Origin of the sequence: Paracoccus versutus (genome assembly GCF_029909795.1) — a bacterium.
Lineage (GTDB): Bacteria > Pseudomonadota > Alphaproteobacteria > Rhodobacterales > Rhodobacteraceae > Paracoccus > Paracoccus versutus.
The window spans coordinates 68,528-91,750 of record NZ_CP038196.1; the positions used below are offsets into that span (position 1 = coordinate 68,528).

The window sequence follows — 23,223 nt, forward strand, 5'->3', positions numbered from 1 at the left end:
GTCTTACGCCTTCGCCTGTTTCTCGACTTCCGCCCTGCGCAGGATGAAGCGCTGGATCTTGCCCGAGGGCGTCTTCGGCAGCTCGCTCACGAAATCCAGCAGTTTCGGCCAGGCATGGGCCGAGAGCCGGCGCTTGACATGGCCCTGCAATTCCTCGCGCAGCGCATCCGTCCCCTCGACCCCGTTCGCCAGGATGACGAAGGCCTTGACGATCTCGGTCCGCTCGGGGTCGGGCACGCCGACCACCGCCGCCTCGATCACCGCCGGATGCTCGATCAGCGCGCTTTCCACGTCGAAGGGCCCGATGCGATAGCCCGAGCTTGTGATCACGTCATCCGCCCGGCCGATGAAACTGACCGAGCCGTCGGGCTCGAATTCGACGGAATCGCCGGTGGAATAATAGCGCCCCGACAGTTTCGGCTGGTTCAGATAGCCGGAAAACCACATCAGCGGCGACTGCTCCAGGTCGATGGCCAGCACGCCGGGCTGGTTCGGCCCCAGCTCGCGCCCCGCCTCGTCCAGCACCACCACGCGATAGCCGGGCATGGCCAGCCCGGCCGAGCCCGGACGCACCGGATGCTCCAGCCCGTGGTGGTTGTTCACGCACATGCCCATCTCGGTCTGGCCGTAATGGTCATGGATCGGCACCGCCAGGTGCTCGGCGAACCAGCGGATGATCTCGGGGTTCAGCGGCTCGCCGGCGGAACTGACCACGCGCAACCGGCCCTTGACCGCGGCGGCCGCCTCCGGCCCGGCCGCGATCAGCATCCGGTAGGCGGTGGGCGAGCCCGCGAGGTTCGTCACCCCCAGCCGCGCGATCAGCCCATAGGTCGTATCGGCCGTGAACCCGCCCTCGTAAAGGATCGTCGCCTGCCCCAGCAGCAAGGGGCCGGTCAGCGCATAATAAAGCCCGTAGGCCCAGCCCGGATCGGCGATGTTCCAGAACACGTCGTCCTCGCGCAGGTCCACCGCCTCGCGCATATAGGCGCCAAAGGCCAAGAGCGCCCGCAGCGGCACCGGCACACCCTTGGGCAGGCCGGTCGTCCCCGAGGTCGACATCATCATGAACAGATCGTCCCCCCGCCGCATCACCGGCTCGAACTGGTCCGAGGCCGCGTTGAGACCGGCGCGGAAATCCACGTCGCTCGCCGGCACCGCCTCGCCCACCGTGGCGACCAGCGGATGGTCGGGGATCTCGTCCAGCTTCGGCCGCTGGGCGGAATTCGTCACCACCAGCCTGGCGCCGCTGGTCGCCAGCCGGTGCTCGATCGCCTTGGGCCCGAAGGCGGTGAACAGCGGCTGATAGACCGCCCCCAGCCGCCAGGCGCCCAGCACAACCGCGACCAGTTCGACCGTGCGCGGCAGAAGCCCGGCCACCACGTCGCCCGGCTTGACGCCCTTGTCGCGAAACAGGTTCGCGGCCCGCGCCGACAGGTCGCGCAGCTCCTCGAACGTATAGTCCCGCAAATCGCCTTCGGCCGAGACGCAGCGCAGCGCCACCCGGTCCGCGCCGCAATGCCGGTCGCAGCATTCGACGCAAGCGTTCAGGCCGCCTTGCAGATCGCCCTGCAAGCCTTCCATCGCCGCCTCGATGCTGAACCGCGCCACGGCCTGCTCGTAACCCGGCCGCGACCGGGCGAGATCCTTCGCCACCATATGTTCCTCCACCCACCGCCCAACCCAAGCTTGGCGCGGCTCCTCCGAGTTCCCGGCCAGCTTAGCGCCGCCGGCATTGCAAACAATGTCATTCCCGGCCAGATTATCTGATCGGTTTTGCAAGATGGACCGCCCGTGGAACGCCGCATGATCTCGCCCGGCTTCGTCGAGGACGCGCTGGGTTGCCTCTATCGCCGCCGCATCGACCCGGGGCCGCTCCTGGTCGCGGCCGGCATCCACGACCGCGGCCAGCCGGTCTCGAACGTGCAATACGGCCGGCTCTGGCTCGCCATCGCGGATGCGGTCGGCGACGAGTTCTTCGCCGAGGGCGCGCGGCCCATGCGTCCGGGCAGCTTCAAGCTCCTGTGCCAGGCGACCGTGCATGCCGGCACGCTGGAGAACGCCCTGCGCCGGGCGCTGCGTTTCCTCGCCGTGCTGCTCGACGACCCGACAGGCAGCCTTTCCGTGCAGGACGGGCTGGCCGAGATCCGCCTCACCGACCGCGCCGCGCCCCGCCGCGCCTTCGCCTATCGCACCTATTGGCTGATCCTGCTCGGGCTGATGTGCTGGCTGATCGGCCGGCGCATCCCGCTGATGCGGGTCGATTTCGCCTGCGCCGCGCCCGAGGATCGCGGCGACTACCTCCAGTTCTTCGGCGCGCCGGTGCATTTCGACCAGCCCGCCAGCCGGCTGAGCTTTGCCGCGAGCTACTTGCCCTTGCCGATCATCCGCCAGGAAAAGGCGCTGCAAGGCTTCCTGCGCGGCGCGCCGGCCAATATCCTGATCCGCTATCGCCACGACCAGGGGCTGACCGCCCGTATCCGCGCCCGGCTGCAGGCGGCGCCCCCTGCCGACTGGCCCGTTTTCGACCGCCTCGCCGCCGATCTGCGCCTGTCGCCCGCCACCCTGCGCCGCCGCTTGCGCGCCGAGGGCCAAGGCTACGGCGCCATCCGGGCCGAGATCCGCCTGCGCGCCGCCCGCCAGCTGTTGCGCGACACGCCCCTCAGCGTGGCCGAGATCGCGCATCGGCTGGGCTACGGCGAACCCAGCGCCTTCCACCGCGCCTTCCTGAAACAGGCCGGCATCCCGCCCGGCGCCTTCCGTTCTGAGGCGCTCAGTTCCCGTTAGTCTTACTGCGTCAGAAAAAGGTTGGCCACTTGGGATCTGCGGGCATCGGTGCAGGTCCGACAGGCGTATTTTGGACGCATGGTGACGATGAGACGCAACGGAGCGGTAGTGTCCACCATCGATAGTGGACATTATGGTGCTTGCGTGGCGCGTCGGACGAAGCGGCTCTGGACGGATGAGAGAAGCGGTCGATCTGTTTCCAGACGGTGGCGCCGGGCGTTTCGGTGGCCCAGGTGGCGCGGCGCTACGCGGTGAACGCGAACCTGATCTTCAAATGGCTGCGCGATCCCCGCTATGCGTCGGACCCGGCGTCGGCTCCCATCTTGCCGGAGGAGGCGCGCTTTCTGCCGATGGAGATCTTCGCGGAAACGAAGGCTCCAGTTGCAGCACCTGCCGCAGACGGTCACATCGAGATCGAGCGTGCGGGCGGGCACAGGATACGGATCAGCGGGAGCTACGATCCCAAGGCGCTGGCGCGGCTGATCCGGGGTCTGATGGCGTGATCCCGGTTCCGGCCAACACGCGGGTCTGGCTGGCGGCCGGGGTGACGGACATGATGGGATGGACGCCTCCCTTGGCGCAGCGCCAGACTGACGGTCTGGTTTACGGGGAGAAGAACGTGACCATTTCTGTTATCGGCATCGACATTGCGAAGCGCCTGTTTCAGTTGCATGGAGTTGATGATCAAGGCAGGATCGTGCTTCGAAAGCGCCTGACAAGGGCGACATTTCTGGCCGAGATGGCGGCACATCCTCCGTGCTTGGTAGGGATGGAAGCCGGGTCGGGGGCGCATTATTGGGGCCGTTGTCTGGGTTAGCGTCCGAGGACGTGGTGTCAGGCTGATGCCACCCCAATATGTTCGTCCCTATATGAAGGGCAACAAGCATGATGCGTCCGACGCAGAAGCCTGCTGCGAAGCGGTGCAGCGCCCCGGCATGCGCTTTGTCCCTGCGAAGAGCGAAGCGCAGCAAGCGACGTTCATGTTACACCGGGTGCGCGACCATTTCATCCGGCGGCGCACCGGCACGATCAATGCACTGAGAGGCCACCTGGCGGAATTCGGGCTTGTCTCGGCAAGCCAGCGCGCCGGGTTGAACCTCTTGCTAATGGTGGTCGAGAAGAGCAACAGCCCATTGCCTTGGGAGGTCGCCGAACTCCTGGGAATGATCACCTCCGAGATCCGAGGTTACGAGCAGTCCATCGCTGAGCTTGATAAGAGGTTGAAGGCACAGTGCAAAGGGGCGGACGTTTCACGGCGCCTGCGCGAGGTGCCGGGGGCGGGGCCTGTCATTGCTACTGCCATGCCCGCGTTCTTGTCGGCTGGGGGATTCTTTGATCGCGCGAGCTCATTCTCTGCCTGGCTCGGGATAACACCGCGACAGCATTCGAGCGGCGGGAAAGAGCGCACCTTTGGCATAACCAAGCGCGGTAATACCTATCTCAGACGACAACTGATCAATGGCGCACGCGCCGTTGTTCGTATCGCGCGGGGCCGGGAGGGTAGAATGTAGGACTGGATCAACTGAATGTTGGACCGACGTCACTTCAACATCGTCACGGTCGCGGTGGCCAACAAGATGGCCCGGATCATGTGGTCCATGATCACAAAAGGGACCGAATACAAGATGGCCTAAGCCCCAGGGGCACCGGCACGAACGAATTGCGAGGGCAGTGATCTGAGATGACATGACTGGCGAGACCAGAACCTGATCAACCCGGTTTGCGCATCGAGCCCCGATCTCGACGATATGATGGGACAAGGGTTCAACGGATCTCATGGTGGTCCGCAGCCAAGACCGTGCTGCAATCAGAGGCCGGATAGATGGCTGCAAGCCTGCCAGTAAACAGCTCAGAAATCGCCTTGCAATCCGGGAGGCGTCCATAGATGAGCAATGGCTTGCGGCGCTCGCCTCGCAAGCCAAAGCGGTGCTGAAGCAGAATCCGTTCGCCGGCCGCCGACGACAAGCCGGTCAAAATGACTGTGGAGCTGCCTGCGGCGCTGTTTCGGGATCTTGTCGCTTATGGGCAGATTCTTGGTCGCGAAGCCGGGGGGCCGCCGGTCGAACCTGCAAGGCTCATCGTGCCGATGCTGGAAAAATTTCTGGCCTCGGATCGCGGGTTCGCCAAGGCGAAACGCGGCAAGCCCACGGGTAATCGCCTGGAGTGATCCGGCTATTTGCCGGTCCGTGGCTTTCCTGCGTTCTTGCGGGCCATCTCAAGGAGCCGCTGTGCGACCGGATTCGCGTTGGTCTGGGACCATACCGCGCTGAACCGGACCGGCTCCCGAAGCTCCGCCAGCGGGATGAACGCGACGTCCTCGTGCCGTTGCTGCGTTGCAGACGACAACAACAAAGCCACGCCATATCCGTCGGAAACCATGTTCAGCAGATTTTCCCGACCAACCGACTGCATCGACATGTGCACGTCGGTTTTGCCCCCTGACAGCTTCCGAAGGAAATAGACATCGAGTTCCGCGCCGGCGCCTCCCGACGGGACGAGAAATGCCTCCTCGGCGATGTCCTCCCAGCTGAGGGCTTCCCTATCGGCAAGGCGATGATCCTTGGGCAATGCGCAGAACACCCGCTCACCCCAGAGTTCGATCGCCTGACACCCCGGAATCTCCTCGACATTGGGCAGGAAGGCCACATCTACCCGATTGCACAAAAGGCCGATCTTGGCGCAATCGGAGGACAATTCCTCGACCGTGATCTCGGCATCTGGATATCGAGACCGGAAACTCTTCAGCAGATCGGCCAGAAATCCACCCGCCAGAGACAGCATCAGCCCAATTCTGATCTCTCCCACCCCGCCGCGGTGAATATTCTGGAGGTCTCTTATCGCGTCGGTCAGAAGATTTGCGCCGACTGTGGCATCCTGAATGTAACGCTGACCGGCGGGAGTGAGCTTTGCTCCCTTGTGATCCCGCTCAAACAGCGGCACCCCGAGCACTCGTTCCAACAGTCGAACACGGCGACTTACAGTAGACTGCGAAAGATTGAGACTCTCGGCAGCGGAACGAAAGCTTCCGTGCTGCGCAACCATGATTGCGTAGCGCAGATATCTTAAATCAAAAGCGATATCCGGCATCCTGATTCCTTTCGGAACGGCCACCATGCGCTCGGCCATGGATTGGCACGATGGCAAGGTAATAGCGCATAATATGTTGCCAACCTTAAGCACAGCTTAAGGTCTCGAACCCATCGCGAAGTGCCAAGGCGGACCTTCGTCTCTGTCAATCAGACGCGAGTTCAATCACCTTAACCGTTGATGACAACCGGGATCCCGCCCTGCACCATGGCATAGATCTCCTCGATCTCCTCGTCCCGAACCGCTATGCAGCCCGCTGTCCAGTCGCGTTTGCCCGGTGCGAGGCGGTGGCCCTCGGCGCCCCAGCCGTGGATGAAGATATCGCCGCCCGGATCGAGGCCCTGCGACCGCGCAAAAGCGGTATCGAGGTTGTTCGGATAGGACACCCCAAGCGACAGGTGATAGGCGCTGTCGGGATTGAAGCGGTCGATGAAATACACCCCCTCCGGCGTCTTGCCATCACCCTCGAAGCGCTTGGTTCCGACAGGTTCGTTGCCCAGCCCCACGTCATAGGCCTTCAGTACGATCCGGCCGCTCATCAGATACATCCGCCGTTCGCCCTTGTTGACGACGATCTGCGTGACGGGCGGGCCGTCGTATCTCTTGAACTTGGGTTCCGGCCCGCCACAGGCGGCCAGCAAAGCGAATGGCAGGAGGCTCAACGTCCTGCGGCTGATCCGATGCATCAGGGTCTCTCAAGTTTTCCGGTTTTATCGGGTAGATAGCAGGTCGTTCGACGGCTTAGCGATACATGCCGCTCACCCTCCGAGGCAACATTCAGCCTCTGGCTGTTCAGCACCACCGAGACCGAGCTTGCCAGCATCGCCGCCGCTGCCAGTGCCGGGCCGATCAGGCCGAAGGCGGCGGCGGGCAGCATCAGCGCGTTATAGACCAGCGCCAGCGCAAGGTTCTGCCGCGCGATCCGACCGGTGCGTCGTGACAACGCAATGGCCTCGGCCACGCGCGTCAGCCCGCCCGACATCACAACCACCGCCGCCGTTTGCGCCGCCGCCGAATGCGCCTCGGCCACCGAGATGCCGCAGTCGGCGGCAGCAAGCGCGGGTCCGTCGTTCACCCCGTCGCCAACGAAGGCCACCGGGCGCGGCAAGCCGCGCAGCAGTTGCGCCTTTCCCGCCGGGGTGCAGTCATGCGATACCGCCTCCGCCGGCAACCCCAGCCGGGCGGCGAGCGCCAGCGCCGAAGGCGCGCCGTCGCCGGTGGCCATGTGCAGGGCGATGCCCCGCGCCCGCAGGTCCGCCACGACCCCGGCTGCCTCGGGGCGCGGCGTATCGGCCAGCGCGATCCGCCCGACCTCACGCCCGTCGCGCCGGACGGTCAGCCATGTGCGCCCCAATTCGTCAGGCTGCCCGGCAGAGCCGACCTCGACAATGCGCCCGGCCGTATCTTCGGCCTCGGCGCCGCGCGGCAGGCGCTGGCCGCCCGGCCCGGCCTCGCCGCCATGGGCGGTGACGATGGCACGGGCGATGGGATGGCTGATCCCGGTCTCGGCCAGGGCGGCGAGTTCCAGCAGTTGCGCATTGTCGAAGCCCGCAGCCGGGCACAATTCCGCCACTTGCGGACGGCCCGTGGTCAGCGTGCCGGTCTTGTCGAAGACGATGGCGCGCAGATGGCCCAGCACCGCAAAGGCGTCGGGATCGCGCAGCCGCATTCCCCGTGCCGCGGCGGTCTGCGCCGCCCGCATCTGCGCCAGCGGCAGGGCGATGGACAGGGCGCAGGGACAGGCCGCGACCAGCAGCGTCAGCCCGCGCATCAGCGCCGCCTCGGGTCCCAACCCAAGGCCGAAGGACAGCAGCGCGGTCAACCCCGCCAGGGCCGGGATCGCCAGCGACAGTCGCGCCGCCCAACGGTCTGGAGCGGTCGGTCGCGTGCCACGCCGGGCGATCTCCAGCGCAATGGCGCCGCCCATGCGGTCGATTTCGCGGTCGCCGAAGGGGCGCTCCACCCGCAGCACCAGGCGGCGGCCGAGGTTCAGCGCGCCCGCCTCGATCCGGTCGCCCGGCCCGACCGTGACCAGCGCGGATTCGCCCGTCAGGACGGCGCGGCTGATATCGCTTTCGCCCGACAGCACCACCCCGTCCATACCGACCGGCGCGCCCGCATCGACGGCGACGAGGCTACCGACGGGGATCCCGGCGCATGGCCGTCCCCGCCAGCCGGCACCGTTTTCGACCAGCGCGATCTCGGGCGTGGCCTCCTCCATCGCGCGCAGGGCATCGACGGCGCTGCGCCGGGTCGCGGTATCGACCAGCCGCCCGAACAGCAGCAGCGCGACCAGCATGGTGGCGGTATCGAACCAGACCTCGGCCCGGCCCTGCGCCAATGACCAGACCGACACCGCGCAGGCGGCCAGCGCGCCAAGGCTGATCAGCAGGTCCATCCCCGGCGCGCGCAGCAGGACCGAGCGCCAGCCCATCCACAGGATGCCCGACCCGGCCCAGAACACCACCGGCAGCGCGAAAACCCCGGAGGCGAAGGCCAGCCACCAGGCCATGCCCGGCGGCAGCACGGTGAAATAGATCACCAGCGCCGGAACCATCGACCACATGCCGGCGAAGATGGCCACGGCAAGGCGGATGCCGAGGCGGCGCAGATCGCGCCCCATCGCGGCGGAAATCTCTTCGGGGCGGTGGCGGGCGGCCATGCGATAGCCCGCCTTCGCGACCGCTGCCGCCAGGACCTCGCGGCTGGCCCGGCTTTCGTCCCAGTCGATGAGTGCCGAGGCGGTCAGGTAATGCACCCCCGCTGCCCGGACGCCGGGCAGCGCCCTGAGCCGCCCCTCCAGCCCGCGCGCGCAACCCGCGCAGGCCAGCCCGTCGATGCCGAACAACTGCCGGGTCATTCGAGCGGCGTCGGGCCGATGGGAAGCTCGGGCGCTCCGACGGGCCGTTCGGGATCCGGAGTGCCGACACCAAGAAGCACTCCATTCACCTTCTGACCGTAATAGATCTGATCCCCGTCATGGAAGCGCTGGCGGGTTTCCTCGATGGTCATGTCGCCCTGCCGCGCATCTTTCGGGCGCTCATGACTGTTGACGAAGGCGGCCACGTCCCAGGCTTCCTGGTCGCTCAGCTTGCCGGGCTGCGACAGGGGCATGTTGTTCTTGACGAAGGCCGCCGCCGTATCGATCCGCGCCATGCCCGCGCCCCAGTTGTAGCTGTTCGGGCCCCAGAGCGGCGGAAAGACGATGCGACCGTTGGCATCGGTCTGGCCATGCCCGTCCGGGCCGTGGCAGACAGCGCAATTGGCGGCAAAGACCTCGGCCCCGCGCTCGGGCGAATAGCCCAGGTCGGTCTTGGCCACCTTGCCAAAGCCGTTCCCGTCCATCGGCACATTGGTCGGCGCGCCGGTGGCAAGCCAGTAGAAATAGCTTTCGAGGTCGCGATAGATGTCGCTGCCATGCGGCGGTGGGCCACCCGCCACCGAGTGTTGGGCGTTCATCGAGAAGGTGAAGCAGCCCATCACCCGGTCTTCCATGGTGTTGATCTGGTCGTTCTTCTTGCGATACATCGGATAGCGCGTCCAGGCCGCCCACATCGGCGCCGACAACGGCTGGCGCCCGCCGTCCAGGTGACAGTTCGAGCAGGCCAGCCCGTTGCCGACATATTCCCCGGCATTGGTCGAGGTGTTCATGAAGATGTCCCGGCCCCGTCTGACAGCCTCGCCGAAGGGGCTGTCGGGGATATCCGCATCGGAGGGCGGCTGGAAATAGTCGCTCTGCGCCATGTCCTCGACCGTCTCGCGCCCGCTGATCCAGCCGGGCACCCAGCCGCTTTCCAGCGCCAGCGCGCCCAGGGCGACCAGCGCCAGCCCGCCGCCCGCCGCAAGGATCAGCCGTTTCGCGCTGCGGCCCTGGCCCGCATCCTCTTGATGTTCAGAGCTCATCCCCGCCCCCTTCGATCCTTGCCATCGCCTTCTGCTCGACCGCCGGAACGGCCGGAAGCGAGGCGAGATAGTCCGCGACCGCGCGGCGGTCGGATTCCGGCAGCGCCTTGGAGATCCGGTCCATCAGCCCCAGCGGCGAATTGTTGCGATGCCCGCCCGCCCAGGCGGCAAGCTGGCTGGCCAGATAGGCGGGCTGCTGCGCCGCCAGCGCCGGAAACTCCGCCCCGACGCCAAAGCCCGACGGGCCGTGGCAGCTGAAGCAGGCCGGAACCCCAAGGCTCCAGTCGCCTTGCAGCGCGATCCGTTCGCCCCGCGCCAGATCGCCGCCGAGCGCGGGCTGCGCGGTCGAGGCCACCCGCAGCCCGGCGTAATAGGCGGCCAGCCCCTCGATCTCGGCGTCGCTCAATCCCTTCGCGACGAAGCTCATATGCTCGTTCTGCCGCTCGCCCTCGCGGAAATCCTGCAACTGCTTGGCAATATAGCCTTGCGACAGCCCGGCGAGGCGCGGCGTGTTCTCGGCCCCCTGCCCCAGCCCGCCATGGCAGCTTGCGCAGGACCAGACATCGCCCTTGCCCGCGAAGATCAGGTCCGAGATCGCGGGATCCGGCCCGGCCTGGGCTATCGCCGGCATGGCGGGCTGCGTGGGCAGGCCCGGCACCAGCCCGGCCAGTTCCTCGCCACCCTGCCAGCTGCCGCTGCCCGCATGGGCGGCACGCAGTTCCGCGACTTGATGGCGTCCCAGCGCGGCATCCGCGCCGCCGAAGCGGCCCGCGACGTAAGAGGCAAGCTGCGCCACTTCGCTGTCGTCCAGCGCGGCGGCAAAGCTGGGCATGTGGCCGTCGAAGGTGAAGCTCTTGACCCGGATCGGCCCGTCGATGCCGCGCAGCATGATCTGCGCCACGACCTCGGGCCCGGCCTTGGCGAATTCCGAGTCCTGCAGGGGCGGGACCGCCAGCCTGACGCCGACGCCGTTCGGCTGGTGGCAGGTCGAGCAATTGGCCAGAAACAGCGCCTCGCCGCCCTCGGGCGCGTCATGGGCCGCGACCTCATCCGCCTCGCGGTCGCCCTGTGCGACGGCATAGCTGCTCTGGTCCTGGAATAGCAGCGCGGTGCCCCAGACGCCCAGGGCCAGCGCGATCCAGATCACCGGCAGCGGCACGCGGTTATGGCTTTCCCAGGGCTCGAAATCCTCGCCCGGCTTCACGTTCCTGGTTGCGGTCTGCTTGCTGGTCCTGTTCACGATCCGCTCTCCTTGCGGGCATAGCCGTCGTCGCGCAGGGCGTCCTCGGGGATCGGATAGGTCCGGTCCAGCGCCAGCAGATAGGCGGTCAGGTCCAGCGCCTCGGGCCGGGCGACGACGACGCCGCTCTCGGGGCCGACGCCCTCGGGCAGCACGACGACCGTATCCTCGGGCCCGGCTTCCGCCTTTTCCTCGAACAGGTAGGGATAGGCCGGCATGATCGACCAGCCGAAGATCGCGCGCGGCTGATAGAGATGGGTCAGGTGCCAGCTTTCCGAGGGCAGCCGCACGCCCACGTTCAGCAGGTCCGGCCCGGTGCGCATGGTACCAAGCTGGTGCGGCTGGTCGAAGACGTAATCGCCCGCGACCGAGGGACGGCCCCAGCCCCGTTCCACATCCGGGGCCTGATCGGGCGAGCGCGGCTGCTGGCTGTGGCAATAGACGCAGCCGAGGCTGACATATTGCTCGCGGCCGCGGCTCTCCTGCTCGGAATAGGGGCGCAGCCCCTCGGGGACGCTGCGCTGCGCCATCTGGATGCCGGGCGCGATGACCAGCATCAGCGTCGCGAAAGCCAGAATGCCGAAGGCGATGAGGACAAGGGGAAGGTAGCGGTTCATTCTGCTGCCACCGCGCTTTGGGCGATCGCGCGCGGCTTGCGCAGGATGCCGATGATGTTGATTGCGAAAAGGATATGGCCCAGCGTCATCATCGTGCCGCCGACCGAGCGGGCCTCGAGCCAAGGCTTGGTCAGGATCACGCTTTCCGCAAAGCTGCGGGTTGCGTCCAGCATGGCCAGCCCTTGCAGCAGGCCGCCGATGGTCAGCGCGAAGAAGTAGATCGCAAAGCCCACGACCACCAGCCAGAAATGCAGCCGGATCAGGCCGGGATGGGCGAAGTCGCGCCCCATCATGCGCGGCATGATGTGATAGGCCGCGCCGAACATCACGATGGAAACGAAGGCATAGGCGCCCAGATGCGCGTGGCCGACGGTGTAATGGGTGAAATGGGTGATGGTGTTGACCGAGCGCAGCGCCTCGATCGAGCCCTGGAACGAGGCCAGCGTATACATCACCGCCCCGAACGAGATGAAGCGCAGCGGCAGCGATTCCTTCAGCGCCCACAGGTTGCGCGCGACGGTGACATGCTGGTTGATCGCCACCGCGATCACCGGGATGAACATCATCACCGAATGCACCACCGACAGCGTGACCACCCAGGTCGGCAGCGGCCCGCCGATCAGGTGGTGGATGCCGACCTGGCTGTAGAACAGCGCCAGCCCCCAGAAGCCGATCAGCGACAGCGAATAGGAATAGATCGGCTTGCCGATGATCTTGGGGATGAAGTAATAGGCCGTGCCCACCCCCAGCGGCGTCAGCCACAGGCCCAGCACGTTATGGGCGAACCACCAGTTCACCGTCGCCTCTTCGACCCCGTAATGGATGCCGGGCAGGTTGGCGATGAAGAACAGGCAGGGAAACCAGACCATCGCGGCCAGGAAATACCAGCCGGTGACATAGATATGGTCGACTTCGCGGGCGCGGGCGGTCTTGACCAGCGGCACCACGAAAAAGACGCCCGCCAGCACCAGCAGCGTGTCGAGTTGCCAGGGGAATTCCAGCCATTCCTCGCCATCGGTCCAGCCCTGCGAGAAGGCCAGCGCGCCCAGCGCCACGCCGATATTCCAGATCCAGAAGCCGATCACCGGCAGCTTCGGCGCGCGCAGCGGCGTGCGGAAGATGCGCGGCAGGATCCAGAACATGCAGGCGATGCCGATCTGCGACAGCCAGCCATAGGCGACCAGGTTCAGATGCAGCGCCCGCATCCGCCCGAAGGTCAGCGGCGCCGCCTGATTCAGCCAGTCGGGCCAGTGCAGCTTCAGCGAGGCGATGACCCCGAAGGTCGAGCCCAGCACCAGCCAGAAAATCGCCCCCAGGATCAACAGCCGCACGGGCCGGGCCGAGACCCTGTCGATGCCGGTCGTGTCGAACAGATGGGTGCCGTCCGTATCCGGCCCGTCCGCGCCGCCCTTGCCGAAGACCGTCGCGGCATGGGCGCGGTCCAGCGCGAACTGCCTGGTGGCGATGGCCCAGATGAGAAAGCTCAGCGCCAGAAGCGAAACGACAAAGCTCAGGCCCAGCAAAAGGCCCATCGTGATCGGCATGTCTCCCCCCGTGCGTGCCGGTGAATCCGTGGCGGGTCGGGAGCGGCCGGTCAGGGACTCACGCGAATCTCGTGCGTCAGGCCCCTATCGGCAACGAAGCTTAAGACAGGCTTAAGCCCCAGGCGCCGCAAGCAAAGCCTCCCAGCCTGGACCGGCGGCGGCGCCCGACAACGGCGCCCAGATCAAAAGCCAGACCATCCTTAGGCCCCCATCGTCTTTCTCGCGCGCTGGACCAGCCCGCGCAACTCGTCGAGGCTGTATTGGCCGAAGGCACCCTCGTCGCCGGCGACGAAGGTAGGGGTGCCCACCAGGCCCATATGCTCGGCCAGCATGCCGCTCATGGAAATGTGCCGCTCGACCGGTTCGGCCGCCATGTCGCGCTCCAGCCGGGCGGTGTCCAGGCCGACCTCGCGCGCGGCGCGCATCGTGGCCTCTTGTGTGACCCGGCCCTTGGTGCGGAACAGCGCGGTATGGAACTGCCAGTATCGGCCCTGTTGCAGCGAGGCGAGAGAGGCACGGGCCGCGAATTCGGAATCCTCGCCAAAGACCGGCCACTCGCGAAACACCACCCGCAGGTTCTTGTCCGAAGCAATCAACCGGTGCATCGGCTCGACCATCTTGCGGCAGAACGGGCAGTTGTAGTCGAAGAACTCGGTCAGGGTGATGTCGCCTTTCGGGTTGCCGAGGACCGGCGCAGCGGGATCGCGCTCCAGCGCCTTGCGCAAATCGTCCGGCATCGGGTTGCCGCGCACTTGCGCAAGGGCGGACCGGCCCAGGATCGGCAGCGACAGCAGGCTGGCACCTGCAAGGATGATGTTTCGACGTTGCATTGCATTTCCTTCTTGTTTTCCGAACCCGGCAGGGGTGCCGGGCGGCAATGGCGGCTGGAATGGCCGGCGTGTCCTTGCCGGCCCGGATCAGGACGCGCGCCGGGCCTCGGCGATGGCGCGGCGCAGGCGGGTCTCGTCCAGCGCGCCGGGATAGATCCTCTCTCCGATGATGAAGGCGGGCGTGCCCTGCAAACCCAGTTCGGCGGCCTGCCTGCCATTGCGCGCCAGAAGCCCGTCCCATTTGCCGCGCTCGGCGCGATAGGCGGCCAGCGCCGCGTCGGTGTCGATGCCGCCATCGCCCAGCACCTGCCGGACCTGGTCCTCTGTCAGTTTGGCGTCAGTCGCCATCAGCGCCTCGTGCGCCTGTTCGTATCCGCCCGTCGAGGCCGCGCCGAGGACAAGCTGGCTGGCCAGAACCGAGGGCGCACCGAAGATCGGCCAGTCCTTCATCACCAACCTGACATCGCCCTCGTCGCCGACCACGCGGGTCAGCATCGCATGGCCCATCTTGCAGTAGGGGCATTGGTAGTCGAAATATTCGACGATGATCAGCGCACCCTCGGGGTTGCCCAGGACCGGGTTGTCAGGGTCGTGCAGAACGTCCCCGATGGTCATTTCCGCCGTCTCGGTTCCGCCGCCGCGCGCCCGCAGGACCGCCCCGCCCAGAATCCCCGCAAGCCCGGCCCCCGCGGCCCCGGCCAGCATGTCGCGTCGGGTGATGCTCATGTCGTTCCTCCTGTCTGATCGGTTGCAGCCATGGCCGGTTGCGGCAGCGGCTGGCCCGGCGGCACGGTGCCCTTGCCGGATTCCGCCTGATGCGCATCGCGGGTGAAGCCGTAACCCGCCACGGCGACGGCATGGCGCATCGTCGTGTTGCCGGGCCGCACCTGACAAATGTGGCGGGCATGGGGATCGACGATGATCGTGCCCGGCGTCTCGTTGGTCCGGTCATCCGCCAGTTGCCGCGCCTTGCCCCCGGTCAGCAGGGTGGGATCGACGGCGGGGACATGATGGCCCTCGTCCGCCATCGCGCCATGCAGGGCCGCCACTTCGGGGCTGACGGCGGGCGGCGGCGGCTCGGTGGGTGCCGCCGGCTTGGTCGAGGCGCCGGCGGCCTGTGCCGGCAGCGCCGCGCCCGCCCATGCGGTTCGTATCGGGTTCATCTGGGATCTCCTGACGCTTGCCCGATCATCCGGGTCAGGGCGGCGCGAGAGATCTCGCCTGTATGCGCCGCGACCAGCCGGCCCTTGGCGTCGAAGACCAGCGTCGACGGCAGACCGACCGCACCAAGCGCACCCATCAACCGGCCATGCGGATCGCGGATCATGCCTTGGTCCGACAGCTTCTCGGCTGCCAGAAAGGCCCGGACCTGTCCGGCATCCTCGCCCTGATTGGCAAAGACGAACTCGACGCCGGGGGTATGGGCGGCCAGATCGGTCATCATCGGCATCTCGCGCCGGCAGGGCGGGCACCAGGTTGCCCAGAGGTTCAGCACCACCGGCCGGTGGCGACCCGCCAGTTGCACCCCACGCCCGTCCAGCGCAATCAGCTTTTCCTCGGGCAAGGTAACCGGCGGGCGCGTCAGGGCATTGGTCACCGCCAGATGCGCCGCCATCGCCACCGCACCGCCAAGAGCCAGCAGCAGCGCCGCGCGCCGCGCCTTGCGCAGCAGCGCCACCAGCAGGACGGCGCCGCCGCCGGCCCAACCTGCAGCGGGCAGGACACCGCCCTGCCATAGCTTCAGCGCATCCAGCGGATGGGCGGCGAAGACGGGCCAGTTCGCGGCGACGAAGCCCATGCGCGCAGCGACGATCCAGGCCAGCACGGCAAATCCCGCCCATCGCACCGCATCGCCTTTTTGCAGCCGCGCCATGATCTCGACCACCACGAAGAACAGAAGCAGCCCCACGACGGCCGCGAAGCGCGCGCCGTCGAAGACCAGTGGCCCTATCGAGACCGCATTCACCGGGCTATCTTTCCGATGGATGCCAGCAGCGCGGCACTGTCCATCTCGCCCACCAGACGGCTGCCCTGCGCCTCGGCGCGGGCCGCGTCGAGGAAGATCATCGTCGGCGGCCCGGCGGCAGCCAGATCCTGCATCAGCCCGTGCGCATCGGCGTTGAAAGTGCTGACGTCCAGCTTGATCGCGGCCACGTCGGCCAGCGCGGCGTGGACCGCCGGGTCGGCCAGCGGACCGCGTTCGATGGCGCGGCAAGTCACGCACCAGTCGGCGGTCAGATAGAGCAGCGCCGGTTCGCCACTGACCGAGGCCAGTGCCTGATCCAGCCCCTCGCGGGTGGTGACTTCGGCAAATTGCGCTTGCGTCTGCGTAGGGGCCGCTCTGCCCGCCAGCGGCGCCAGCGGGCGCAGCGGATCATGCGCGCCAAGCGCTGCACCAAGGCCCTGCATCAGCCCGGCGAACAGTAGCAGCACGCCCAGCGCCGCGCCAAACCGGCGGTTGCGGGAGGCATCGCCCTCCAGCCGGTCCAGCGCACCCAGGAACACCGCCGTCCCGACCAGCAGCGCGGCCCACAGCGCCAGCGTGACCGGCCCCGGCAGCACCCGCCCCGCCAGCCAGATCGCAAAGCCCAGGAAGATCACCCCGAAGGCGCGCTTCGCGCCCTCCATCCAGCCGCCGCTGCGGGGCAGGATGCGCGGGCCGAAGGCGCCGATGGCCAGCAGCGGCAGCCCCTGCCCCAGCCCCAGCGCGAACAGCGCCGCCGCCCCCAGCATCACGTCGCCGGTCTGCGCAATGTAGAGCAGCGCCCCGGCCAGCGGCGCGGTCACGCAAGGCCCGACGATCAGCGCCGAGGAGAAGCCAAGCAGCATCGCGCCGCCAAGCGAGCCACGCCTGCCCGCCACCCGGCCAAGGCGGTTTTGCAGGGCCAGCGGCATCTGCAATTCGTAAAAGCCGAACATCGACAGGGCCAGCGCGACGAAGATCACCGCGATCACGCCGATGGCCATGGGCGATTGCAGCGCCATCTGCAAATTCGCCCCCGACCATGCCGCGGCGAGGCCCAGCAGCCCGAAGGCCGCTGCCATCGCCAGCACATAGGCCCCCGTCAGGGCCAGACCGCGCCGGGCGGTCAGCGTCTCGCCCTGCCCGGCCAGCATTCCTGCAACAATGGGGAACATCGGAAAGACGCAAGGGGTGAAGGCCAGCAGCAGTCCAAAGCCCAGGAAGCCCGCAATCACCAACGCCCCGCCGCCGCGCGCGGCCAGCCCCTGCACCAGCCCCTGATCCTGCGCCAGCACCAGCCCGGACGGTGTGCCGACCGCTGCGCCGGCCTCTCGGGAACTCGCGGCCTGGGGGCTCCAGCCCGGCGCGCTGGCGGCGGCATCATCCGCCAGCACCGTGCCGTCGCCGTCCAGCCGCACGCTCTGCGGGGCATAGCAGATGCCGTCCTGCTGGCAGCCCTGCCAATGCAGGGTGACCGGCTGGCCCGCATGCGCAAGCTTCGCGGTGACATCCTTGCGATAGATCTGGCCCTCGCCGAAATACGGATCCTCATGGGTCTCGCCCTCGGGCAGGGACAGCGGCAGGCTCTGCCCCCCGGCATCCGCCGCGAAACTGCTGCGATAAAGATAATAGCCATCGGCAATGCGCCAATTCAGGACCAGCGCGCCATCCTCGTCCTGACCGACGCTCAGCGCAAAGGCGTCCTCGGGTTGCAGGGGTTGCGCCTGCGCCGGCGTCAGGAAACCGGCAAGCAGCCACAGGGCAGAGATCAGGAAAGCAAACATTCTCGTCATCATGCCGGGCTGGCTAGAGACGCCACCTTAAGCCCAGCTTAAGCTTCATCGACGAATGCGTGATCCATCACGCCGAAGGAAACATGCCATGCGCCTGCTGATTGTCGAGGATGACCCGGTCCTGTCCGACGGGCTTGCCGTCGGGCTGGGCCTGTCGGGCTTTACCGCCGATGCGGTGGGCACGCTGGCCGATGCCCGCGCGGCGCTGGCGACCGGCGGCTTCGCGGGCATGGTCCTCGACATCATGCTGCCCGATGGCTCGGGGCTGGACCTGCTGGCCGAACTGCGCGCGGCGGGCGAACGCTTGCCGGTGCTGCTGCTGACCGCCCGCGACCGGGTGCGCGACCGGGTCACGGGGCTGGATGCGGGGGCGGACGACTATCTGGGCAAGCCCTTCGATCTGGAGGAACTCGCCGCCCGGCTGCGCGCCATGCTGCGCCGGCAGGAAGGCCGCGCGGCGGCGGTGATCGAATGGAACGGGCTGCGGTTGGACCCGGCGACGCAGACGGGTCGGGTCGGCGAGCGCGAGCTGCGCTTTTCCCGCCGCGAATTCGCCGTCCTGCACGCGCTGGCCGAGCATCCCGGCCGCATCCTGTCCAAGACGCAGCTGGAAGAACGGCTCTATGGCTGGCAGGAGGAGGTCGAAAGCAATGCCGTCGAGGTCCATATCCACCACCTGCGCGCCAAGTTGGGCCGGGACTTCATCCAGACCCTGCGCGGGGCGGGATACCGGCTGGCGGACAGGGGGCACGAGGCATGAGTTCGATCCGCAGGCGGCTGCTCATCATCCTGCTGGCCGGAACCGGGGCGATCTGGCTCTTCGCCGTCGTCTGGATCCAGCATTCGACCCGCACCGAGGTCGGCCATGTGCTGGACCGGCGCTTGCAGGAATCGGCGCAGATGGTCGCCTCGCTGATCCGGCGCAACGGCGGCATCGCCGGGCCGGACGCCGCCGCGCTGGTCGACGACGCCCCCGCCCTGCCCGATACCGGGCACCACGACTTCGCCCGCCAGCTGATCTGTCAGGTCTGGGGCTTCGACGGCCAGCTGAAAAGCGAATCCGACGGCGCGCCTTTGGGGCAACTCGCCGAGCAGGAAGGCTTCAGCGAGCGCGAGGTCGATGGCGAGGTCTGGCGCGTCTATACCCATGTCGATGCGGAGCTGGGCATCCGCGTCATGGTCGGCGATGCGCGTTCCATGCGCGACCGGCTGGTGCATGGCGTGGCGATGGGGCTTCTGGCCCCGGCCATGCTGATCCTGCCGCTGCTGGCGGCGCTGATCTGGCTGGCCGTTCGCAGCGGGCTGGCGCCGATGGACCGGCTGGCCCAGGCGCTGGCCCGTCGTCCCGCGACCGATCTCAGCCCGCTGGGAGAGACCCGCGCGCCCACGGAGTTGCGCCCGATGATCGAAGCGCTGAACGGGCTCTTCCACCGCGTCGAGGGCCTGCGCGAGCGCGAGCGCAGCTTCACCGCCTTCGCCGCGCATGAGCTGAAGACCCCGCTGGCCGGGCTGAAGACCCAGGCGCAGATCGCGACGCTGGCCCCCGATGCCGCAACCCGCGACCGGGCGCTGGCGCAGATCGCGCAGGGCGTGGACCGCACCGACCGCATGGTGCGCCAGCTTCTGGACATGACCGCGACCGAGAACCCCATCGACAGCACCGCCCCGGCCGAGGAGGGCGCGAAGATCCTCGCCGATGTGGCCGGGGCGCTTGGCGGGCTGGCCGGATCGCGCGGCGTCACCCTGCGGCTGGAAACCGGCGGGGCCGAATGGCGCAGCACGCAGGCGGCGCTGCTGGCCCCGGCGCTGCGCAACCTGCTGGAAAACGCCATCCTCGCCTCGCCCGCCGGCGCCAATGTCGAGGCGCGGCTGGCGCGCGACGGCGACAGGGTGCGCTTCAGCGTGCTGGACCGCGGCCCCGGCATCGCCGAGACCGACCGCCCCCATGTCACCGAGCGCTTCTACCGGGGCGCGGCCAGCCCCTCGGGCGGCGGCAGCGGGCTGGGCCTCTCCATCACCGCCGCAGCCGTCAAGGCCATGGGCGGAGAGCTGTGCCTCGCCCCCCGCGAAGGTGGCGGCGAACGGGCGGAAATCATCCTGCCAGGTGGGGCGCCGGCCGCGACTTCGTGACGACCGGGCCGGTAGTTCGGGACGACGATATGCCGGAAAAACCGCGTCGAGAGCCGGCTGCTTCGGCAGCATTCTAATACCGCGCGTCCTTGGGCCTGTTGCCGTTCGGCCAATCGTTGACCTTGCCCGGAAAATCCGGGCGCGGCATATGCGTGAAATATTCGGACACATCCACCGCCTCCTGATCGCTCAGCACGCCGCCCTGCCCCAATTGCCCGCCCATATGCATGGCCGGGGGCATCGCCCATCTGACGAATTGCGCCGCCTTGTAGGTTCGCGCCATGCCCGCGCCGATATTGAAGCTTTCCTCGCCCCAGAGCGGCGGGAACAGGATATCGCCGGACTGGTCGCGCATCCCTTCGCCATCGGCGCCGTGACAGGCGGCGCATTTGGCCGCGTAGATACGCTTGCCGTTTTCGGGATCTGGCAGCAGGCTTTCGTCGATCGGCCCGGCATTGACGATATCCACGGTCTGGTCCTTCGGCACGTCCTGGCGCAGCCAGTCCATATAGGCGATCATCGCCTTCATCTCGGGACCGTCCGGGTCCAGCGGCTTGCCGTTCATCGAGCGTTGGAAGCAGCCGTTGATCCGCATCTCCAGATCCACCTCCTTGCCGGCACGAGGCATCACGCGGGGATAGAAGTTCACCGTATTGATATATCCGTTCGCAGCGTCGATCTTGCCGTCGCCCAGATGGCAGGAGTTGCAGTTCATTGCCGCGCCCACATTGTCGGGCAGCAGCCGGGCGGTATCGGCGAGCAGGCGCTTGCCATAAAGGATCTGATCCGCATTGGGCTGGGCCAGGATGTCGCGGTCGGCGGGCACGGTATAGTCACCCACAACGTTGCCCTCGGCATCTAGGATCGCCATCCCTTGCGGATCAGACACATCCGCAGGAGCCCCGCGCAGGATACCCCATACGCCAAGGGCAAGGACCGCCACTCCGGCGATCAACAGAACCGGCTTTTTCATTGCTTTGCCTCCGGTGCGTAATGGACGGGTTTATGCGCAAGCTCGCGGCGCATGCGGGCGATGTCGCGCTCGGTCACCGCGCTGGCATGGTTGCCCCAGGAGTTGCGGATGAAGCTGATCACCCCGGCAAGATCCTCGTCGGACAGATGCGCAAAGCCCGGCATGACGAAAGTCATCTGGTGCGCCGGCGTCTCGGGCATGCGCCCCCCCGCCATCGTCACCTGAATGAGCGAGCTTGGATCGTCCGCGAAAACCATCGAATTGCCCTTGAGCGCCGGATAGATCTCGGGCGCGCCCATGCCGTCGAGGCGGTGGCATTGCGTGCAATGTTCGACATAGTCGATCGCGCCGGGGGCCGAGAAATCGCCCGCGCGCATGGCCTCGGTGGTTTCGTCCGGCTGCGGCTGCCAGGTCTCGCGCCCCGGCCGCGGCGGCAGCGATTTCAGGTAGCGCGCGATGGCGGTCAGGTCGGCATCGGTCAGGTAATGCAGCGAATGCTGCACCACATCCGTCATCGAGCCGAAGGCCGCCGTCCGCGCGTTCCGGCCGGTCTTGAGGAAGGCGACCAGTTCATCCTCGGTCCAGGTGACCAGGCCCGTATCCTCGTTGCGCAGGTTCTTGGCATACCAACCCTCCAGCACCGAACCCGACAGGAACCGCCCGGCCGCGTCGCTTTTCAGCGCCTTTTCCTGATAGCCCAGACCGCGCGGCGTATGGCAGGCGCCGCAATGGGCCAGGCCCTCGACCAGATAGGCGCCGCGCGCGATCTCGGGGGCGGTGCCCTCGGCGGTCTCGAATTCGCGGGGTTGCGCGAACAGCAATTGCCACCAGCCCAGGGGCCAGCGCATCGAAGCGGGCCAGGGAATGGTCGCCGGCTGGTTCTCCTTTCGCACCGGCGCGACCGAGGACATGAAATAGGCGTAGAGCGCCTGCACATCCTCGTCCGAGACGATGCGATAGGACGCAAACGGCATCGCCGGATAAAGATGCACCCCATCCGGGCGCACCCCCTTGCGCACGGCCCGCTCGAAATCGCCGTAATCATAGCTGCCGATACCAGTCTCGGCATCCGGGGTGATGTTGGTGGCATAGATCGTGCCCATCGGGGTTTGCAGGCCAAGCCCGCCCGCGAAGGGCGCGCCGCCCGGCGCGGTATGGCAGGCGACGCAATCGCCCGCCCTGGCAAGATACTCCCCGCGCGCGATCAGGTCGGGATCGCTGACATCGACGACCCGATCCTCTTTCGGCGCAAACCACCACGGGCTGGTGACCGCGATGCCCCAGGCCAAAGCCAGTCCCGATATTCCGCCCAGAAGGGCAAATCTGACGAATCGCATGACTTCCTCGTCTCAACCGATGAGGAAGCAATAGGCTTTCCTGTGCGCGGAGATGTTGATCCAGATCAATGGCTAAGGTGTTTTATTTAATTAAATCAATATATTAAAAGAATACGCGCCATCGGGGGAGAAAGCTCGCCCTGATCGCGCGGGCAGGCTGTTCGGCAAGAGGTTGCAGATATCCGAACAGCGGCTGGCGCGATTGCCATCGCATCCTTTCAGCCCCCAACCTTAAGCGAAGCTTAAGGGGCGGATCGTTGCCGAACCGCCCCGCGCCCGTCAGAAGATGGTCACCTGCGTTCCCACCTCGACCAGCGGATAGAGGCGGGCGATATGCTCGTTGTAAAGCCCGTAGCAACCGCTGGACGACTTGCGGCCGATCTTGCGCGTGTCATGTGTGCCGTGGATCAGGTAGGCGGGCCACGAAAGGTAAAGCGCATAGACGCCCAAGGGGTTGTCCACGGCCCCGCCCTCGACGCGTTGCGGCAAGGTCGGGTCGCGTTCACGCATGCTGGGGGTCGGCGTCCAGGACGGACGTTCCGCCTTGCGCACGACCTCGGTCCTGCCACGTTTGGTCAACTCTTCCGAAACCGGGATAGAGGACGGGAAAACCAGATAGGTGCTTTCGTCGCCGGACCAGAAATGCAGGGCGCGCGACGCCACATCCGCCAGGATCACCCCCTTGCCGAGGGTCGGATAGAAATCACTCCAATGGTGGTTTCGGAATGAGGATATATTGCGCCGCGTGTCTTGCGCCGGGTCGATCTGATACACACCCATATCGGGAGCCTGCCCCGCGGTCGATGCGCCGTAGACGGCCTGCCCGGTGGTCGGATCGATTGCCTGCGCCGATGCGATGCGCGGCAACACCAATCCGCTCGCCAGCAATCCGCCCAGAAAGGCGCGCCTGCCGGTTCCGCCGCCGGAAGCGGCAGCATGTTCGCGCAGCCCTGACAGGCGTGGATGACAAGGTTGGTCCATGTCTCGTGCTCCAGTCGTTCATCGGGCAAATTGCCCAGCCT

23 protein-coding genes are annotated in these 23,223 nt (G+C 67.0%); 7 read left to right on the forward strand and 16 right to left on the reverse strand.

Annotated features, from left to right (window positions below; genetic code table 11):
* Positions 1 to 3 precede the first annotated feature (3 nt).
* Positions 4 to 1,656, reverse strand: a complete 1,653-nt coding sequence (locus E3U25_RS00355; RefSeq protein WP_116221470.1) for an acyl-CoA synthetase — start codon at positions 1,654 to 1,656, stop codon at positions 4 to 6.
* 135 nt (positions 1,657 to 1,791) lie between these two features.
* On the opposite strand from E3U25_RS00355, the gene E3U25_RS00360 reads away from it, so the two are divergent.
* The 5 genes from E3U25_RS00360 to E3U25_RS00380 all read left to right on the forward strand — a co-directional run bounded on the left by E3U25_RS00360 (position 1,792) and on the right by E3U25_RS00380 (position 4,951).
* Positions 1,792 to 2,784 carry an AraC family transcriptional regulator gene (locus E3U25_RS00360; RefSeq protein ID WP_244295033.1) on the forward strand — a complete coding sequence of 331 codons (993 nt, stop codon included), beginning with the start codon at positions 1,792 to 1,794 and terminating at the stop codon, positions 2,782 to 2,784.
* A gap of 233 nt (positions 2,785 to 3,017) precedes the next feature.
* Entirely contained in the window at positions 3,018 to 3,287 is a 270-nt protein-coding gene (locus tag E3U25_RS00365; RefSeq protein WP_244295030.1) for a hypothetical protein, read from the forward strand.
* The gene (locus E3U25_RS00370; protein ID WP_116221469.1) at positions 3,284 to 3,601 is read left to right on the forward strand and encodes a transposase; all 318 of its coding nucleotides are present in this window, start codon (positions 3,284 to 3,286) and stop codon (positions 3,599 to 3,601) included. Before E3U25_RS00365 ends, E3U25_RS00370 begins: the two co-directional genes overlap by 4 nt.
* On the forward strand, positions 3,579 to 4,295 hold the full coding sequence (locus E3U25_RS00375; RefSeq protein WP_276330415.1) for an IS110 family RNA-guided transposase: 717 nt from the start codon (positions 3,579 to 3,581) through the stop codon (positions 4,293 to 4,295). Before E3U25_RS00370 ends, E3U25_RS00375 begins: the two co-directional genes overlap by 23 nt.
* Before the next feature lie 428 nt (positions 4,296 to 4,723).
* Positions 4,724 to 4,951, forward strand: coding sequence for a DUF2274 domain-containing protein (locus E3U25_RS00380; RefSeq protein WP_276330414.1), 228 nt, complete (start codon positions 4,724 to 4,726; stop codon positions 4,949 to 4,951).
* 5 nt (positions 4,952 to 4,956) lie between these two features.
* Here the strand turns inward: E3U25_RS00380 and E3U25_RS00385 are convergent, their stop codons facing one another.
* From E3U25_RS00385 to dsbD, 12 genes are all read right to left on the reverse strand, one after another.
* Complete coding sequence (locus E3U25_RS00385) at positions 4,957 to 5,910, reverse strand: LysR family transcriptional regulator (protein ID WP_116221466.1); 954 nt, start codon at positions 5,908 to 5,910, stop codon at positions 4,957 to 4,959.
* Between the two features lie 131 nt (positions 5,911 to 6,041).
* Positions 6,042 to 6,557, reverse strand: a complete 516-nt coding sequence (locus E3U25_RS00390) for a L,D-transpeptidase family protein (protein WP_116221465.1) — start codon at positions 6,555 to 6,557, stop codon at positions 6,042 to 6,044.
* Positions 6,557 to 8,731 carry a heavy metal translocating P-type ATPase gene (locus E3U25_RS00395; RefSeq protein ID WP_116221464.1) on the reverse strand — a complete coding sequence of 725 codons (2,175 nt, stop codon included), beginning with the start codon at positions 8,729 to 8,731 and terminating at the stop codon, positions 6,557 to 6,559. The genes E3U25_RS00390 and E3U25_RS00395 overlap by 1 nt, the downstream gene beginning before the upstream one ends.
* Positions 8,728 to 9,774, reverse strand: a complete 1,047-nt coding sequence (locus E3U25_RS00400) for a c-type cytochrome (protein ID WP_116221463.1) — start codon at positions 9,772 to 9,774, stop codon at positions 8,728 to 8,730. Before E3U25_RS00400 ends, E3U25_RS00395 begins: the two co-directional genes overlap by 4 nt.
* Positions 9,764 to 11,014: a c-type cytochrome gene (locus E3U25_RS00405; RefSeq protein WP_166435458.1), complete on the reverse strand. Its 1,251-nt coding sequence runs from the start codon at positions 11,012 to 11,014 to the stop codon at positions 9,764 to 9,766. Before E3U25_RS00405 ends, E3U25_RS00400 begins: the two co-directional genes overlap by 11 nt.
* Positions 11,011 to 11,631 (reverse strand): cbb3-type cytochrome c oxidase subunit II, encoded by a 621-nt coding sequence (locus E3U25_RS00410; protein ID WP_116221462.1) that lies wholly within the window; start codon positions 11,629 to 11,631, stop codon positions 11,011 to 11,013. The genes E3U25_RS00405 and E3U25_RS00410 overlap by 4 nt, the downstream gene beginning before the upstream one ends.
* Complete coding sequence (locus E3U25_RS00415; protein WP_116221461.1) at positions 11,628 to 13,175, reverse strand: cbb3-type cytochrome c oxidase subunit I; 1,548 nt, start codon at positions 13,173 to 13,175, stop codon at positions 11,628 to 11,630. The genes E3U25_RS00410 and E3U25_RS00415 overlap by 4 nt, the downstream gene beginning before the upstream one ends.
* A gap of 200 nt (positions 13,176 to 13,375) precedes the next feature.
* On the reverse strand, positions 13,376 to 14,005 hold the full coding sequence (locus E3U25_RS00420; protein ID WP_116221460.1) for a DsbA family protein: 630 nt from the start codon (positions 14,003 to 14,005) through the stop codon (positions 13,376 to 13,378).
* Between the two features lie 87 nt (positions 14,006 to 14,092).
* Positions 14,093 to 14,731 (reverse strand): DsbA family protein, encoded by a 639-nt coding sequence (locus tag E3U25_RS00425; protein WP_116221459.1) that lies wholly within the window; start codon positions 14,729 to 14,731, stop codon positions 14,093 to 14,095.
* Positions 14,728 to 15,168, reverse strand: a complete 441-nt coding sequence (locus E3U25_RS00430; protein ID WP_116221458.1) for a hypothetical protein — start codon at positions 15,166 to 15,168, stop codon at positions 14,728 to 14,730. The genes E3U25_RS00425 and E3U25_RS00430 overlap by 4 nt, the downstream gene beginning before the upstream one ends.
* Positions 15,165 to 15,971, reverse strand: a complete 807-nt coding sequence (locus tag E3U25_RS00435) for a TlpA disulfide reductase family protein (protein ID WP_116221457.1) — start codon at positions 15,969 to 15,971, stop codon at positions 15,165 to 15,167. The genes E3U25_RS00430 and E3U25_RS00435 overlap by 4 nt, the downstream gene beginning before the upstream one ends.
* Positions 15,968 to 17,752, reverse strand: coding sequence for a protein-disulfide reductase DsbD (gene dsbD / locus E3U25_RS00440; protein WP_116221456.1), 1,785 nt, complete (start codon positions 17,750 to 17,752; stop codon positions 15,968 to 15,970). The genes E3U25_RS00435 and dsbD overlap by 4 nt, the downstream gene beginning before the upstream one ends.
* A gap of 97 nt (positions 17,753 to 17,849) precedes the next feature.
* On the opposite strand from dsbD, the gene E3U25_RS00445 reads away from it, so the two are divergent.
* Together E3U25_RS00445 and E3U25_RS00450 are read left to right on the forward strand one after the other, a co-directional pair.
* On the forward strand, positions 17,850 to 18,521 hold the full coding sequence (locus E3U25_RS00445) for a winged helix-turn-helix domain-containing protein (protein ID WP_062562783.1): 672 nt from the start codon (positions 17,850 to 17,852) through the stop codon (positions 18,519 to 18,521).
* Positions 18,518 to 19,891, forward strand: coding sequence for a sensor histidine kinase (locus tag E3U25_RS00450; RefSeq protein ID WP_116221455.1), 1,374 nt, complete (start codon positions 18,518 to 18,520; stop codon positions 19,889 to 19,891). Before E3U25_RS00445 ends, E3U25_RS00450 begins: the two co-directional genes overlap by 4 nt.
* Before the next feature lie 73 nt (positions 19,892 to 19,964).
* On the opposite strand, the gene E3U25_RS00455 is transcribed toward E3U25_RS00450, so the two are convergent.
* The 3 genes from E3U25_RS00455 to E3U25_RS00465 all read right to left on the reverse strand — a co-directional run bounded on the left by E3U25_RS00455 (position 19,965) and on the right by E3U25_RS00465 (position 23,182).
* Positions 19,965 to 20,864 carry a c-type cytochrome gene (locus E3U25_RS00455; protein WP_116221454.1) on the reverse strand — a complete coding sequence of 300 codons (900 nt, stop codon included), beginning with the start codon at positions 20,862 to 20,864 and terminating at the stop codon, positions 19,965 to 19,967.
* On the reverse strand, positions 20,861 to 22,201 hold the full coding sequence (locus E3U25_RS00460) for a c-type cytochrome (RefSeq protein ID WP_116221453.1): 1,341 nt from the start codon (positions 22,199 to 22,201) through the stop codon (positions 20,861 to 20,863). Before E3U25_RS00460 ends, E3U25_RS00455 begins: the two co-directional genes overlap by 4 nt.
* Positions 22,202 to 22,480: 279 nt before the next feature.
* Complete coding sequence (locus E3U25_RS00465; RefSeq protein ID WP_116221452.1) at positions 22,481 to 23,182, reverse strand: L,D-transpeptidase; 702 nt, start codon at positions 23,180 to 23,182, stop codon at positions 22,481 to 22,483.
* Between the last annotated feature and the right edge of the window lie 41 nt (positions 23,183 to 23,223).

Coding starts and splice junctions, on each gene's coding strand:
- E3U25_RS00355 (WP_116221470.1), bottom strand. CDS start 1,656: ATGGTGGCGAAGGATCTCGCCCGGTCGCGGCCGGGTTACGAGCAGGCC.
- E3U25_RS00385 (WP_116221466.1), bottom strand. CDS start 5,910: ATGGCCGAGCGCATGGTGGCCGTTCCGAAAGGAATCAGGATGCCGGAT.
- E3U25_RS00390 (WP_116221465.1), bottom strand. CDS start 6,557: ATGCATCGGATCAGCCGCAGGACGTTGAGCCTCCTGCCATTCGCTTTG.
- E3U25_RS00395 (WP_116221464.1), bottom strand. CDS start 8,731: ATGACCCGGCAGTTGTTCGGCATCGACGGGCTGGCCTGCGCGGGTTGC.
- E3U25_RS00400 (WP_116221463.1), bottom strand. CDS start 9,774: ATGAGCTCTGAACATCAAGAGGATGCGGGCCAGGGCCGCAGCGCGAAA.
- E3U25_RS00410 (WP_116221462.1), bottom strand. CDS start 11,631: ATGAACCGCTACCTTCCCCTTGTCCTCATCGCCTTCGGCATTCTGGCT.
- E3U25_RS00415 (WP_116221461.1), bottom strand. CDS start 13,175: ATGCCGATCACGATGGGCCTTTTGCTGGGCCTGAGCTTTGTCGTTTCG.
- E3U25_RS00420 (WP_116221460.1), bottom strand. CDS start 14,005: ATGCAACGTCGAAACATCATCCTTGCAGGTGCCAGCCTGCTGTCGCTG.
- E3U25_RS00425 (WP_116221459.1), bottom strand. CDS start 14,731: ATGAGCATCACCCGACGCGACATGCTGGCCGGGGCCGCGGGGGCCGGG.
- E3U25_RS00430 (WP_116221458.1), bottom strand. CDS start 15,168: ATGAACCCGATACGAACCGCATGGGCGGGCGCGGCGCTGCCGGCACAG.
- dsbD (WP_116221456.1), bottom strand. CDS start 17,752: ATGTTTGCTTTCCTGATCTCTGCCCTGTGGCTGCTTGCCGGTTTCCTG.
- E3U25_RS00445 (WP_062562783.1), top strand. CDS start 17,850: ATGCGCCTGCTGATTGTCGAGGATGACCCGGTCCTGTCCGACGGGCTT.
- E3U25_RS00450 (WP_116221455.1), top strand. CDS start 18,518: ATGAGTTCGATCCGCAGGCGGCTGCTCATCATCCTGCTGGCCGGAACC.
- E3U25_RS00455 (WP_116221454.1), bottom strand. CDS start 20,864: ATGAAAAAGCCGGTTCTGTTGATCGCCGGAGTGGCGGTCCTTGCCCTT.
- E3U25_RS00460 (WP_116221453.1), bottom strand. CDS start 22,201: ATGCGATTCGTCAGATTTGCCCTTCTGGGCGGAATATCGGGACTGGCT.
- E3U25_RS00465 (WP_116221452.1), bottom strand. CDS start 23,182: ATGGACCAACCTTGTCATCCACGCCTGTCAGGGCTGCGCGAACATGCT.